The following is a 14,108-nucleotide window of genomic DNA, read 5'->3' as shown; positions in this document are numbered from 1 at the left end:
TATTATTATATATAGCGGTTTTACTTTGGATGCAACCTCACTTCCATTCCTCTCTCCTTTTAGGAGAGAGGCTTTGAATCTAACTCCCCAACGCTAGTAGGGAAGGGGCTGTTCTTGTTAGGTCTGTATTTCACTCAACTGAGAACTGCTATAGTTTTCTTCTTTAGGTCATTTAGATTGATTAACTAAGAATTTCACCTTAACTAATAACCCAAGTCTGAATATACCATAAATCTTTATTGAGATTGATATTAGCTTAAAAATTCAAATTTTACAAATCTGAAAAAATAAAGACATACTCTTGTCACAGAAATGACAAATAATTGAAATATTAGTCAGTAAAAAAATATACTGTTTATCTTTCTCTAGATAGATTAGAAAAATCCTCAATATTTCTTAAAATCAGAAAGCAAAAGTTTTTCTTCTTGAATCTATAATTGACCGATTATGACAATCTAAATTCCCAAGGTAATACTACGCCCAGAAAGCAAAAATATTATACAAATGCAATACAAATGCAAGTTTTAAAAATATCGAAAGCATTATGAGCTATTCCCCTTACTTACTCAAAGGTCAAAAAGCACTTGTGACGGGTGCTAGTTCTGGCATTGGTGAAGCGATCGCTCGCTATTTAGCTTTATCAGGTGCCGCAGTAGCTGTAAACTATCATTCTGAAGCCGAAGAAGCGCAAAAAGTTGTTGATGATATCAAAGCCGCTAATGGTGAAGCATTTGCCATTCAAGCTGATGTCAGCAAAGAAGACGAAATAAAGGCGATGTTCAGCCAGACGCTCCAGCAATTCGGCACTCTTGACATTTTAATAAACAACGCGGGTCTTCAAAAAGATTCACCCCTTGTAGATATGACCCTTGACCAATGGAATACAGTCATCGGGGTAAACCTGACAGGACAATTCTTATGTGCTAGGGAAGCTGCAAAGGAATTCTTGCGCCGAGGCGTACAGCCCGATATTTCATCTGCCGCAGGTAAGATTATTTGTATAAGTTCAGTGCATCAGGTAATTCCTTGGGCAGGACATATTAATTATGCCGCGAGTAAGGGCGGTATAAATATGATGATGCAAAGTATTGCTCAAGAACTTGCACCCCACAAAATTCGCGTCAATAGTATTGCCCCTGGTGCAATCAAAACTCCAATTAATAAATCAGCTTGGGATACTCCAGAAGCAGAAGCGAAGTTACTAAAACTGATTCCAGCCAAACGTGTGGGAGATGTAGAAGATATCGCCAAAGCAGCAGTTTGGTTGGCTTCTGATGACTCTGATTATGTTAATGGTACAACACTGTTTGTAGACGGTGGTATGACCTTGTACCCCGGTTTTACAGAGAATGGCTAAAATAATTCGTAATTCGTAATCAAGTTTTGTAACTGGAATTTAGAAAGAGCCACAAAACTTGCTGCTTGTTAGAAGCGGGGGAATTAAAATCACATAATTGGCTAATTGAGAATGCCTACAAAAGTTACTGTCAATCCTGGTTTGATAACCATCAACGATGGTTCCTCTTTTCTAGTAACAGCTAGTGATGGTTCCATCGACGAAAATTTAGCTCAAGGTTTTTTTGTTTGGGACACACGCCTAATTTCTTACTACGAAATTTCTCTGAATCGCTACCCCCTTTCGCTGCTAGCCTCTAGCAATATCACCCATCATAATGCGCTTTACCAATTCACCAACCCGCAACTTACTACTATCAATAGCTCTTTACCTCCAGGTAGTTTGCTTATAACTGTTCGGCGCGACATTGTGGAAGGTATGCATGAAGATATTGATATAACTAACTATCACAATGAAGTTGTTAATTTTCAATTAATGCTAGCTGTGCGCTCAGATTTTGCGGACATTTTTGATGTCAAATCACAGCGACTCTTGACGCGGGGTGAAACAGAAACCAGATGGAAAAATGGTGTACTCACAACTGAATATCGGAACGGTTCTTTCTTCCGAGGTATTGAGATTGAACCAGTTTGTGGTACTTCTGAGCCACGCTATGCCAATGGTCGTTTAATGTTTGATGTGGCGATACCTCCGGTGAGCTGCGCTAACGCTCCTGGCAAGACATGGCACACTTGTATCAACTTTACAGCCTTAGCTGATGGAAATGTCTTCAAACCTCAAAACACCTGTGCTATACCTCACAATACAAAAGCCGGAAAAGTCAGGGATGAGTTTCTGATTAATGCCACAAAGTTGCGATCGTCTAATGCTGAAATTGCCGAATATTATCAGCAAGCGATCGCGGATATGGGAGCGCTACGGATTGAGGTGTATGATAATGGGCATCAATTTTGGATGCCTGCTGCTGGTATTCCTTGGTTTGTCGCCGTTTTTGGCCGCGACTCAATAATTGCTAGCTTGCAAGCGATCGCAGTTTATCATGAATTTGCCCGTGGCACGTTGCTGAAACTGGCTCAACTCCAGGCAACTGAGTTGGATGATTGGCACGATGCCCAACCGGGCAAAATGCTGCACGAAATGCGGCGCGATGAGTTAACTACACTCAACCTACTTCCATATCATCCCTACTACGGAACAGTAGATACTACCATCCTTTGGATTGTTACTTTATCTGAAGCCTATAACTGGAACGCCGACCTCAGTATGCTTGATGAGTGTCGAGCGCCACTGGAAAAGGCGCTAAATTGGATTGATAAATACGGCGACTTGGACGGGGATGGATTTGTTGAGTACTTAACTCATTCGTCAAAAGGATTACGCAATCAAGGTTGGAAAGATTCGGGTGACGCAATAGTTTACCCAAACGGTGAGTTAGTTGAGCCGCCAATCGCTTTGTGTGAAGTTCAAGGCTACGTTTATGATGCGTGGCTAAGGGCAGCTTTAATTTATGAAGTCTGGGGCGAAAAAGAACAAGCGAAAAAGCTGCGTCAAAAAGCCGAAGAACTTTATCAACGATTTAACGATCGCTTTTGGATGGATTCAGTTGGCTTTTACTGTTTAGGATTAGACGATAAAAAGCAGCAAATTCAATCAATTACCTCAAATCCGGGTCATCTGCTCTGGTCTGCTATCGTCCCACAGGAACGAGCAAAAAAACTTGTTAACCGACTTTTTCAACCCGATATGTGGTGTGGTTGGGGTGTTCGGACTCTTTCATCTGAAAATCTGGCATATAACCCGATTAGTTATCAACGCGGTAGTGTTTGGCCTCATGATAATTCGATCATCGCGGCTGGATTAAAAAAGTATGGCTATCACGAAGAAGCTAACCGGATTGCTGAGGGTATTTTTGCTGCTGCTAGTTATTTTCAAGCTGGGCGAATGCCAGAATTGTTTGCGGGAATTGAACGCCAAGATGATAACTTTCCAGTCCCCTACCCAGACGCTAATATACCCCAGGCTTGGGCTGCTGGTTCAATTTTCTTACTGATTCGTACCATTTTAGGACTTAAAGCTGATGCCTCAAAACAACAGTTAAAAGTACAGCCCTCACTCCCAGATTACTTACCGGATTTAGAACTCACAAATTTGTCCGTGGGAGAAGCTACGGTGGGATTGCGCTTTTGGCGCGATGGCGAACAAACCCAATGGGAAGTTACCCATCTAGATGGTGAATTAGAAGTTTCTACATAATTATTAATTACTCTTATGGCATCTGATTCATCTAATAAATCTATATTTGCGGCGATGGGTGCTAACTTAGCGATCGCTATTACTAAATTTCTCGCCGCCTCTTTTACTGGCAGTTCTGCCATGATGTCTGAAGGGATTCATTCAGTTGTAGATACTGTTGATCAACTGGTACTTTTGCTGGGAATTCGCAGGAGCCAAAAGCCAGCAGATGCTAGCCATCCCTTTGGTTATGGTCAAGAACTTTACTTCTGGACTTTCATCGTTGCTCTCCTCGTCTTTGCCATTGGCGGCGGTATGTCAATTTACCAAGGAATCATTCATTTAATTAATCCTAGTCCTTTAGAAGACCCAAAATGGAATTATATTGTGTTAGCTATAGCAATATTATTGGAGGGTTTTTCTTGGATTGTAGCTTTAAGAGAGTTTTTGCCAACCAAGGGTAAACAAAATTTTTGGCAAGCAATCAAAAATAGTAAAGATCCCACAGTAATTACAATATTATGTGAAGATACTGCGGCAATTTTAGGTTTAATCGTTGCCTTTATCGGAATCTTCTTAGGACATTTATTCAATAATGTTTATTTGGATGGCATCGCCTCGATTATTATTGGCATTATCTTGGCTATAGTAGCGGTGGTACTAGCGAGAGAAAGTAAAGGATTATTAGTTGGTGAAAGTGCTGCTCCTAAAACCATAGCTAATATCCGTTCTTTGTCAAAAACAGAACCAGGAGTGAAAGAAGTTATCCGTATACTAACAATGCAGCTTGCTCCACAGGAAGTATTACTCAACTTAGAAATTCAATTTGCTCAAAATCTGACAGGTGAAGAAATAGCATTAACTGTAGAAAGTTTAGAAATAAAAATTCGCGAAATGCATCCTGAAATAAAACAAATTTTTATTGAAGCCAAATACTTAAGTGCCGCTCGCAGATATTCTCAACCTTCCGAATAAATCTCAAACACAGGATTTTTAAATAGTAGTTAAAGCTGATAGGTACAATAAATTATGGTAAAAATTCTTGGTCAAGGACAGGCTTTTGGCTCACCGGGTATCGAGCCTCGATGGACTCAGGCGAATAAAGATGGAGTCGGAACAGCTTACTCTACCTCTAGTAACATTTGGTTTACTATCTGGAACGGTGTTCTCACTGAAATCTACCATCCCACAGTAGACAAACCCCAAATTCGGGATTTGCAATATCTGATTTCTGACGGGAAAAGCTTTTTTCACGAAGAGAAACGCCATCTCGAATCAAAAATTGAACCGATGTGGACTCATGGTTTAGGATACCGCATCACTAATTCCGATCCACAAGGGCGTTATGCCGTAATCAAAGAAGTGATTGCAGATCCGCATTTATCCTGTATTTTACAACACACAAAATTAACAGGAGAGTCCAAGTTTATCTCCCAACTCCAGCTATACGCCTTGTGTGCGCCACATCTGGAAGTTAGCGGCAGAGGTAATAATGGTTACGTCATAGAAGTTGCTGGACATCACATTTTAACGGCCGAAAAACAAGGAACATGGCTAGCGATGGGTGCAACAGTTCCCTTTACCCATCTTTCTTGTGGTTACGTCGGTGAAAGTGATGGCTGGACAGACCTAGCTGATAATTTTCAGATGGATTGGGAGTTTGATAGTGCTGTAGATGGCAACATTGCTCTGACTGGAAAACTAAATTTAGATAGCACTAAAGAGTTTACTTTAGGACTGGCGTTTGGTACAAATCTGCACAATGCAATTTCCACACTTTTTCAGTCGCTAAATATTCCTTTTGAACAGCAGAAGCAGCTATATAACGAACAGTGGAAGCGATCGCGCGATCGCATCAAACCATTAGAAAATGTTTCTTATGATCAGGGTAAGTTGTTTCACAACAGCATTAGTTTGTTGTTAGCACATGAAGACAAAATTTATCCCGGTGCATTGATTGCATCTCTGGCTATCCCTTGGGGTGAAGCCAAAGACGACCAAGACCAAGGAGGATATCACCTTGTCTGGACGCGGGATATGGTTAGCAGTGTATCAGGTTTAGTGGCAGCTGGGGAAACAGCGACGGCAGTGCGATCGCTAATTTATCTTGCCACTAGCCAGCAACAAGATGGTGGTTTTCCCCAAAATTTCTGGGTTGATGGTAAACCTTACTGGAAAGGCATCCAGCTTGATGAGGTGGCATTTCCCATTCTGTTAGCATGGCTACTGCACCAGCAGAAAACTTGTTTAAACTTTGATATTTATCCGATGGTTCTGCGGGCGGCGGGTTATTTAATTCGTCACGGCCCAGCTACCCAACAAGAACGCTGGGAAGAAAATAGCGGTTATTCACCATCAACACTAGCATCCAATATTGCCGCCTTAATCTGTGCTGCCGAATTTGCCCATGAACGTGGGGATGAAGCAACAGCAAAGTTTATAGAAGAGTACGCTGACTTTTTAGAATCTCACATCGAAGCTTGGACAGTTACTACCGAAGGAACTTTAGTTCCCGGCATCAAACGGCATTATATCCGAATTACTCCTTCAGATATTAATAATCCTCAACCCAACGAAAATCCTAACCAAGGAACTCTTTTTATCAGCAGTCAACCTCCTGGTGAACCGGCAGAATTTCCGGCAAAGGAAATTGTTGATGGCGGGTTTCTGCAATTGGTACGCTATGGAATTCGTAAACCAGATGACCCAATTATCGTTGATTCTGTCAAAGTAATTGATGCAGTCTTGAAAGTAGATACAGCCGTTGGGCCTTGTTGGCATCGTTACAACCACGACGGCTATGGTCAGCAAGAAGATGGCAGTCCTTATCTCAGTTGGGGCCAAGGACGTGCTTGGCCTCTGTTGACAGGAGAACGAGGACATTATGAACTAGCTGCTGGCGGCGATGTCAAAACATATATCAAAGCGATGGAAGGATTTGCTTCAGACACTTGTTTGCTAGCAGAACAGGTTTGGGATGAAGCAGATACACCTGAAATCCATATGTATTTAGGAAAACCAACAGGTTCTGCTATGCCTTTAATGTGGGCGCATGCAGAGTATATCAAGCTGCTACGGTCAAATAATGAGGGTCAGGTGTTTGATTTTATTCCAGAGGTGGCAAATCGATATTTGGGCGAAAGACAAGAGTGTAAATCATTGGAAATTTGGAAGTTTAACCGACAAATCAGCCAAGTTAAAAAAGGTTACACATTGCAAATTCACGCTTTAGCATCTTTTCAATTGCACTGGTCAGATGATAATTGGCAAAGCGTGAAAGATACGTCTTCTACTTCCACAAAGTTAGGAGTGAATTTTGTCGATATCTCTGTTTGTGATCAGCAGCAACAGCCCATCAGCTTTACCTTTTTTTGGATTGAAAGCAGTAAATGGGAACAACGCAATTATACCGTTGCGGTTAATTAGTAACAATTACTACCACAATAAAAAAGAGCCATTTTTATGCCGAATAACTCATCACACAAACCAACAATTGACTACTGGCACGTCTGGACTGACCACGACGGTATAAGTCACCAGTCTCGTTGTCAAATTGAGGACTTCATTGAGAAAGGCATAGCCCCAGATACCTCGCCGCAGTGGCTTTCTAAATTGAAGCAGTCTGGTGCTACAATCACCTTTACTGTGCTACCCGTGGGATGGGTTGGCAACTGGCATGAGAACCCAAAGCCTCAATGGATCATCCCGGTGTCGGGACGCTGGTTTGTGGAGACTATGGACGGACAGCGAGTCGAGATGGGTCCTGGCGAAATTTCATTTGGAGAAGACCAGGGTACAAAAGCAGACACTCAAGGTCATAAAGGTCACTTATCTGGAACAGTAGGCGATGCGCCAGCTGTTCTAATAATGGTGCAACTCGAAGAGACTCCGACTATACAGCAATCCTGTCGCTTTAGGTAAGGCTTCCTCAAAGCTTTCGAGGTTTGACCCTCACCCCCAGCCCCTCTCCCAATTTTGGGAGAGAGGAGCAAATTCTCTAGTTCCCCTTCTCCCAAGTTGGGAGAAGGGGTTAGGGGATGAGGGCAAAACGTCTTCTCAAAGCAGATTTTTTTTTCTGAAGTTGAAACTAATGGTTCATGAATTGCCCCTAAGAAGAAAATCACGGTTTCGGCTATTGTTTGCATAAGTCCTGAGTCATTGCGAGGGAAGCAAAGCATTTAAAGCTGACAAATTGCTTTTAGAACTTGTAGCAACTGACTTGAACGCTCTCTTTCCATTAAATTTAATTCTGGCAACAGGTAATAAATCGGGGGATTTCCTTGTTCAATATAGATAAACTGATAACTTCTACCATTAGTTGTTAATCCCCAAACTGATTTTTGATTATCTAAATTTTTATAAGCGTATGTGAGTAGCTGAGCTAAACCTGTGGATATATCAACCTGACTATTTTTCGATTCAATTAACAATATCCAAAAGTATGTTTGAGGTTTTGGATGTTGAGCTTTACTAACAGCTAAAATATCAAATCTTCCTTTAATTTTGATATCTTCATCTTCAACTTCAATATCAGCAATATTCTCCTCCAAAACAATCTCGATAGGATAGCGATAAAAACCAGCTAATCTTAGTAAAGGAGCAACTACAAGAAACTTTACCTGACCTTCAGAAACCTTGCCTGCTGTCAGATATCTATCAAAGTCATTTCTAATTTGCAGAAGTTCCTGCTGTTCTGCTTCCGTGAAAGGCTCCAAAGATAAGTAGTTAGAAAATGAGTCACTATATTGTTCTTGAAAGCCAAACAAACGCTGAACTTCTTGTAAGGATAAATTACGAGCGTTGAGAATTGTCATATATTTTTGCTTGATTCAAGTGAAACCCAATCCAAATTTCCTACATAAAATCTATTTTAACGCCTGGTTGACTGACAACTTCGTTAGCGCTCTTTTATTACTCTGAAAAAAATAAAATATTTGTAGGTTGGGTTGAACAAAGTGAAACCCAACAAAATCAAGGATTCTTGGTGGTGCGTTTCCTCCCTCAACCCAACCTACCCTTAGAACTTTTGTAGTTTCTTAGCCAAGCCTTCTTTTAACTTCCTCAGCCAAATCTACCAGTAGCACTTCTACTTGCTCACCTGTTTTCAAATCTTTGAGTGAGGACTTTTGTGTTGCTGCTTCCTCAGAACCAATAATTACACAAAATTGAATTCCTTGTTTGTCAGCTAGTTGAAATTGTTTACCCAAAGGGCGCTTATCAAAGTTAGTTATAACATTAATTCCAGCCTGACGCAGATGTTGAGAAACTTTTAAATAAATTGGCATTAAATCATCTTGCATATTCACTACCATCACCTGGGCTGGTGTAGCAGCTAAGGTACTAAGAATTCCAGCTTTTAGTAAACGACTAATTAAGCGAGTTAAACCGATAGAAATGCCTACACCCGGCATCTTTTCACCCAAAAATACTCCGACTAATTCTTCATATCTACCGCCAGAACAAATACTACCTAAGGCTTCATGTCCTAATAAGGTTGTTTCATAAACAGTACCTGTATAGTAATCAAGACCACGGGCAATGGATAAATCAATACAGAAACGATTTTCGGCAACTCCGAGATTACGCACGCCTGCAATTACCGTTTCTAATTCGGTAACTCCCAGGCTCAATTGCTCAGTTTCTGATAGATTTTCTGCGAGGTGATTGAGCTTATCTAATACTTCATCAACCAAACCATCAATTTTAATAAAATCAATAATATTTTGCGCCTGTTCTGCTAAAATACCTTCTTTTTCTAAATCTTGTTTGACTTTATTTTCACCAACTTTTTCGAGAGTATCAACGATACCAATACAGGATTTAATTTGGTTTTCAGCAATTCCCACTGACTTAAAGAAACCAGTCAGAACTTTGCGATTATTGATGCGAATTAGAAAATCACCAATATTAATTGCTTCAAATATCTCAGTGATAATTGCAGGCATCTGAGCATCATAGAGCAAGCTGAGTTCACGACGGGCTACTACATCAATATCACACTGACGAAACTGACGAAAACGCCCATCTTTTGCTCGTTCTCCCCGAAAAACCACATCCATTTGATAGCGGGCAAAGGGAAAGGTTAACTCATTCAGGTGACGGGCAATATAAGCCGCCAAAGGAACCGTTTGATCAAACTTTAAAGCTCTTGCTTCCGAACCAGTTTCGCCCGATTTATCTCTCTCGGCTTGTCGATTTGGTGGCAGTATGGGATCAATGCCATAGATGATGTTGTCGCCTTGATTTCCTTTAGCTTGCAGCACTTCTAAACGTTCTACAGCAGGTGTTTCGATGGGCGTAAATCCATAGCTTTCAAAAACTCTACGGATGATATCTAGCAAATATAATTCTAGACGCTTTTCGCTAGGAAGAAATTCTGGGAAACCGCTAGGAGTAGAAAAGTTTATTTTGTCACCTTTGGCCATGCGTGTACCTTACTAAGTTTAAATTTGAGATGAGCATCTCACTTTCGTATAAAGCTCTTTAAACCTCACCCCAACCCTCTCCTTATTAAGGAGAGGGAGCAGAAATCTTGTTTCCCTGCTTGCTAAGGGGAGAACTTACTATCTTAGCCGTTCTTCTTGAATTAGGGTGCGTTGAAAAATTTGATTATTCTTAAACCAATGCCAAGTGCGGGCACGATTGTTATCGTCAGGACTAATGTAGATCATTTCATATAAGCTCATTTCTGGGTTTGTCTTATAACCAAACCACAAAATAACAACTGAATCATCGACTTCCCAAGCTTTTCCTTGAATGCGATCGGTGTCAAACCAGAGCTTATTATCTTTATAGGTTCCGGGAAATTCATGCTCCTCTTGTTTACCATCAGACCACTTATAGCGATTTATTTGGTAGTAGGGATGAAGGCCATTTTCTGGAAACTGACAACTTAAGTGAGACTCATGCTTGTCAAGGATTTTTCCTGCTGTATCAATTAATGTATAAGTTCCTACCCAATCTCCTTCATGACGGGCAAGTACAGGCATTCCTTCTCGAATATTTGACATTACAATTCACCTCTTATTGTTCTAACATCTAGAAAAATCGAGTCACCTGGCGCTAAGTCCGCAACAAGTAATGCCCGATTGGTAATACTTTTAGAAACAGGAATTTCTCCCGTGGCATCTACTGGGCAATTCAGAACAGGGATTGCAATGGTATCCATTTTAAACCTCTGTGCAGGTAGTCAGCTACAACTTAATTATGTTCGCATATTATGAGTGGGGAGTGTGGAAGGTATCAAAGACGGCTTTAATCATCGCTGGCGTAAATTCTTTATAAGATAAACTGGCAAAACTAGTACCCCGGGCTGCCATGACATCGCTGTGGCCGCCAAAAATTGAGAGGGCTTGAGCGGCTAGCGATCGCCTTCTGGTCTGCCCAGTTGAGCAAATTCATATCTAGCAACCTTTTTGGCCTTTCCTATCCATCTAACTCACGTTAATTAGTGCCGAAATCCTGACTGAAAATTCTGCAATGCAAAGAGTCTGCGAAAAATTGGGCTTCTGTATTCATCCCACTGCTGAGACTTCAGTCGTGAGAGCAGAAATTATAACTTGACGTGAAGCATAACGAATTCCGTTTTTCTTCCAAGCGATCGCGTTTCTCGTTGAGCTAAGTTAAGCGGCGGCTAGTATCCTTTATTTAGATATCCTCTTTATTTTCGATCGCCCGTTGCTCATATTCTGTAATGATGCTCTGAATGCCATCTGCGGCAATATCGACTTGTTCAGATTTTGCATAAATAGTTAGCAAAATAATTCCCGTTGCTGTCTTGACATAGTAAATCAGACGATAGCCACCGCTTTTACCTTTTTGAGTGTCGCTATTTCGGACTCTTAACTTGAAGACCGCATAAGCAACCCCAGGTATTTGATCTCCTGGCAACTCTGCCTTCTCAAGTTGTTCGATGACGGGTTGTATATCATTCTGAATACTGCGATACTTCTTGGCAAGAGTACGTAGATTTCGGTTGAACGTTGGCGAAACTTCAACTTGAATGAAAGGCTGTTCAGTCATTTTCAAGCCCTTCCCAAAGTTGAGCCACCGGGATAGTTTGCCCAGTCATGGCTTCGTGCCAAGCTTGCCGGAAATCTGCTAAGACTTCTGCTTGAGATTGATCATCTAGAACTTCCTCTTCTGGAATTAGAATAATAACTTCTACACGCCTGTTTTGATCTGTTATGAGAGGATGATCTAAGGTTAGTTGTCCTTGCTCATTAATCGTTGCCATGACTTTAACTGCTTTCATTGCTAATCCAAGATATTAAGTGGTAGTGGTTAGGTTAATGTCCAAGGCTTGAAGTTGCTGATTGATCCAAGTCCTGACTGCCTAAGAGGTTAAAAACTTGGGAAGCATTCTTAACGTTTTATGGGCTACCACGCCCAGGCAATTCAGTTTAGGCTTTAAGCCTGTAAGCTAGACACTTTTTTAGTCTTGGGTGAAAAAGGTGGTTAGTCTTTGTCTTGCAAGCCCCGCGTTTTTAAACCGGGGTCTGTGACCAGGCGCTACAGGATCTACATAAAGGCTTAGTCCGTTATAGAGTGTAACGCTATTGTAGAAACCGACCTATAGGTTTTCTTAATAGTTTGAACTTTTTTTGCGTGACATCAATGCACACCTTTGACTAAACTTATTTTTCTAGGGTGTCTCAAAGACTTGTGCTCTGAACAAACAGACTTGTGTTCTGAAGGAAGGCAGAGGCGATCACCTCTAGTAAAATAAATATTTTGAACACAATGAGAATGCGATGCCTTCTCTACGAGACGCTTTGCGTAGCTTGCTTCCACGAAGTGGTACGGCGGCAAGCTACGCCATTGGTTAGGATGATGGCATTGGTCACTCCCCATTCTCAAACCACCAAGGGTCATTAGTAGCGTTAGTTTTAATCAAAATAGCTTTTTTTCGCATGAACCGTTTCAGCGCCGCCGCACCCATGCGTGACCCTCCCAGACTAGAGAATTTAAAGGCGTTTTTCTCTCCCTCATGTATCATAGCGGTGAGTCCAGCATCGTTGATACTGATAGCACCTGCATCTATCTGTTGGGCAATTTCTAAGGCTTCGGCTTCCGAGGCAAACACAGCAGCACTCAATCCATAAATTGAGTCATTTGCTAAAGAGACTGCTTGTTCTACTGTGGAAAAAGGCATTACTGGCATAATTGGCCCAAAAGTTTCTTCGGTCATCACTTTCATGGAATGATTAACCTGGGTAAGCACTGTGGGGCGACACCACCAACCCCCACCTAAGTCCTCAACGACACCGCCGCAGTGAATTACTGCTCCCTTTTCAACTGCATCTAAGAGATGGTCGCTAATAATTGCTGCTTGTCTTTCGGCGATGATCGGGCCAATTTCTCCACTTTCAATTGTAGGGTAGGCTAGCCCCAGGCGATGTGCTTTAGCTACTAGTTGATGGTAAAACTTTTCAAATATCGATTCAGCAACATAAATTCGCTCAATTGATAGGCATGACTGTCCGGTGTTGACGACGGAACCCCACAATATTGCTGAGGTTGCTAATTCTAAATTGGCTGATTCTAAGACGATCGCCGGATCTTTTCCCCCTAATTCCAAAAAAGCTGGAATAAACCGTTTAGCAGCAGCTTCTGCTACTTTTCGCCCCGTGGCTACACTGCCTGTAAAACATACCAAATCTACATTTTCAATCAAAATAGATCCGGTTGTGCCTGCTCCTTCAACAAAAGTTAATACATCGTGCAATTTGGGGACGGCGTTGAGTGCTGTTATCAGTGGTGCTACGAAGCGGGGAGCAATTTCACTGGGTTTAACAATCACGGCACAACCCGCCAGCAATGCCGGAATGGTATCAATGGTAGACAGCAACAAGGGAAAATTCCACGGGCTAATTATCCCAACTAGGGGATAAGGAACAGATGTTTGTTGCAAGGCGATAAACGGAATAGCTGTATTTTTTGCAGATTCTTGCAGCAACTCCGGCGCTAACCGACACCAGCGATCGATGCTAGAGAAGAAGGAATCTATTTCTAATACTGAGACTGACAATCTTCCTGTATCATTTACCAAAGCTTCCGTTAAGCGATCGCGTCCAGATAATATCGCTTGTTTCCACTGCTGTAAAGCTTCAATTCTCCCCTCTAAACCCAACTGCTGCCAGTGAACTTGCGCCCGGCGCGTGCGCTTACATTGTTGTACCAGCAGCTTTGAGGGCGGCGGGATAATTACGTAGTCAAATTTGCCAGTTCGGGGATTGCGGACTTCTATTGGTTTTGTCATTAGGAGTTAAGAATTAGGAGTTATTTTATTTGTATTCCCATGCCCAATACTTTGACTTCGCTCAGTACAAGTGCCCAATACTTCTCTACGAGAGGCTGCGCCAACGGCTTCGCTCAGTACAAGTGCCCAGTACTTCGACTTCGCTCAGTACAAGTGCCCAATGCCCAAATTCAAATTATCCCCAGGTTGCTTAACCGCTCAATGGTGGCTTGCTGCGTTTGGAGGAAGTGTTTGCGGTCTACTTCTCCTTCCAGCATA

13 protein-coding genes are annotated in these 14,108 nt (G+C 41.8%); 6 read left to right on the top strand and 7 right to left on the bottom strand.

Annotated features, from left to right (window positions below):
* The first annotated feature begins 544 nt into the window (after positions 1-544).
* The 5 genes from ACYTXL_RS08615 to ACYTXL_RS08595 all read left to right on the top strand — a co-directional run bounded on the left by ACYTXL_RS08615 (position 545) and on the right by ACYTXL_RS08595 (position 7,510).
* Positions 545-1,357, top strand: coding sequence for an SDR family oxidoreductase (locus ACYTXL_RS08615; protein ID WP_461924350.1), 813 nt, complete (start codon positions 545-547; stop codon positions 1,355-1,357).
* Positions 1,358-1,468: 111 nt separating this feature from the next.
* Positions 1,469-3,610, top strand: a complete 2,142-nt coding sequence (locus ACYTXL_RS08610) for an amylo-alpha-1,6-glucosidase (protein WP_461924349.1) — start codon at positions 1,469-1,471, stop codon at positions 3,608-3,610.
* Between the two features lie 15 nt (positions 3,611-3,625).
* Positions 3,626-4,564, top strand: coding sequence for a cation diffusion facilitator family transporter (locus ACYTXL_RS08605; protein WP_461924348.1), 939 nt, complete (start codon positions 3,626-3,628; stop codon positions 4,562-4,564).
* A gap of 54 nt (positions 4,565-4,618) precedes the next feature.
* Positions 4,619-7,015 carry a glycoside hydrolase family 15 protein gene (locus ACYTXL_RS08600; protein ID WP_461924347.1) on the top strand — a complete coding sequence of 799 codons (2,397 nt, stop codon included), beginning with the start codon at positions 4,619-4,621 and terminating at the stop codon, positions 7,013-7,015.
* A 36-nt stretch (positions 7,016-7,051) separates the two neighbouring features.
* Entirely contained in the window at positions 7,052-7,510 is a 459-nt protein-coding gene (locus ACYTXL_RS08595; RefSeq protein ID WP_461924346.1) for a cupin domain-containing protein, read from the top strand.
* 257 nt (positions 7,511-7,767) lie between these two features.
* On the opposite strand, the gene ACYTXL_RS08590 is transcribed toward ACYTXL_RS08595, so the two are convergent.
* From ACYTXL_RS08590 to ACYTXL_RS08560, 7 genes are all read right to left on the bottom strand, one after another.
* Positions 7,768-8,403, bottom strand: a complete 636-nt coding sequence (locus tag ACYTXL_RS08590) for a restriction endonuclease subunit R (RefSeq protein ID WP_461924345.1) — start codon at positions 8,401-8,403, stop codon at positions 7,768-7,770.
* Positions 8,404-8,625: 222 nt separating this feature from the next.
* The gene (gene hisS / locus ACYTXL_RS08585; protein ID WP_461924344.1) at positions 8,626-10,014 is read right to left on the bottom strand and encodes a histidine--tRNA ligase; all 1,389 of its coding nucleotides are present in this window, start codon (positions 10,012-10,014) and stop codon (positions 8,626-8,628) included.
* Positions 10,015-10,152: 138 nt separating this feature from the next.
* Entirely contained in the window at positions 10,153-10,599 is a 447-nt protein-coding gene (locus tag ACYTXL_RS08580; protein WP_461924343.1) for a DUF3598 family protein, read from the bottom strand.
* Positions 10,599-10,757, bottom strand: a complete 159-nt coding sequence (locus ACYTXL_RS08575) for a hypothetical protein (RefSeq protein WP_461924342.1) — start codon at positions 10,755-10,757, stop codon at positions 10,599-10,601. Before ACYTXL_RS08575 ends, ACYTXL_RS08580 begins: the two co-directional genes overlap by 1 nt.
* A 479-nt stretch (positions 10,758-11,236) precedes the next feature.
* Entirely contained in the window at positions 11,237-11,611 is a 375-nt protein-coding gene (locus ACYTXL_RS08570) for a type II toxin-antitoxin system RelE/ParE family toxin (protein ID WP_461924341.1), read from the bottom strand.
* The gene (locus tag ACYTXL_RS08565; protein WP_461924340.1) at positions 11,604-11,843 is read right to left on the bottom strand and encodes a type II toxin-antitoxin system RelN family antitoxin; all 240 of its coding nucleotides are present in this window, start codon (positions 11,841-11,843) and stop codon (positions 11,604-11,606) included. The genes ACYTXL_RS08570 and ACYTXL_RS08565 overlap by 8 nt, the downstream gene beginning before the upstream one ends.
* Positions 11,844-12,431: 588 nt before the next feature.
* Positions 12,432-13,850: an aldehyde dehydrogenase family protein gene (locus ACYTXL_RS08560; RefSeq protein WP_461924339.1), complete on the bottom strand. Its 1,419-nt coding sequence runs from the start codon at positions 13,848-13,850 to the stop codon at positions 12,432-12,434.
* A 39-nt stretch (positions 13,851-13,889) separates the two neighbouring features.
* On the opposite strand from ACYTXL_RS08560, the gene ACYTXL_RS08555 reads away from it, so the two are divergent.
* The coding region (locus tag ACYTXL_RS08555) for a hypothetical protein (protein ID WP_461924338.1) at positions 13,890-14,108 on the top strand (219 nt) is incomplete at its 3' end.

Source organism: Nostoc sp. (assembly GCF_054880495.1).
This window is presented reverse-complemented; position numbering and strand designations above follow the sequence as displayed.

Excerpts from the sequence above, each read along its gene's own strand:
- ACYTXL_RS08615 (WP_461924350.1), top strand. The coding sequence starts at position 545 with ATGAGCTATTCCCCTTACTTACTCAAAGGTCAAAAAGCACTTGTGACG.
- ACYTXL_RS08610 (WP_461924349.1), top strand. The coding sequence starts at position 1,469 with ATGCCTACAAAAGTTACTGTCAATCCTGGTTTGATAACCATCAACGAT.
- ACYTXL_RS08605 (WP_461924348.1), top strand. The coding sequence starts at position 3,626 with ATGGCATCTGATTCATCTAATAAATCTATATTTGCGGCGATGGGTGCT.
- ACYTXL_RS08600 (WP_461924347.1), top strand. The coding sequence starts at position 4,619 with ATGGTAAAAATTCTTGGTCAAGGACAGGCTTTTGGCTCACCGGGTATC.
- ACYTXL_RS08595 (WP_461924346.1), top strand. The coding sequence starts at position 7,052 with ATGCCGAATAACTCATCACACAAACCAACAATTGACTACTGGCACGTC.
- ACYTXL_RS08590 (WP_461924345.1), bottom strand. The coding sequence starts at position 8,403 with ATGACAATTCTCAACGCTCGTAATTTATCCTTACAAGAAGTTCAGCGT.
- hisS (WP_461924344.1), bottom strand. The coding sequence starts at position 10,014 with ATGGCCAAAGGTGACAAAATAAACTTTTCTACTCCTAGCGGTTTCCCA.
- ACYTXL_RS08580 (WP_461924343.1), bottom strand. The coding sequence starts at position 10,599 with ATGTCAAATATTCGAGAAGGAATGCCTGTACTTGCCCGTCATGAAGGA.
- ACYTXL_RS08575 (WP_461924342.1), bottom strand. The coding sequence starts at position 10,757 with ATGGATACCATTGCAATCCCTGTTCTGAATTGCCCAGTAGATGCCACG.
- ACYTXL_RS08570 (WP_461924341.1), bottom strand. The coding sequence starts at position 11,611 with ATGACTGAACAGCCTTTCATTCAAGTTGAAGTTTCGCCAACGTTCAAC.
- ACYTXL_RS08565 (WP_461924340.1), bottom strand. The coding sequence starts at position 11,843 with ATGAAAGCAGTTAAAGTCATGGCAACGATTAATGAGCAAGGACAACTA.
- ACYTXL_RS08560 (WP_461924339.1), bottom strand. The coding sequence starts at position 13,850 with ATGACAAAACCAATAGAAGTCCGCAATCCCCGAACTGGCAAATTTGAC.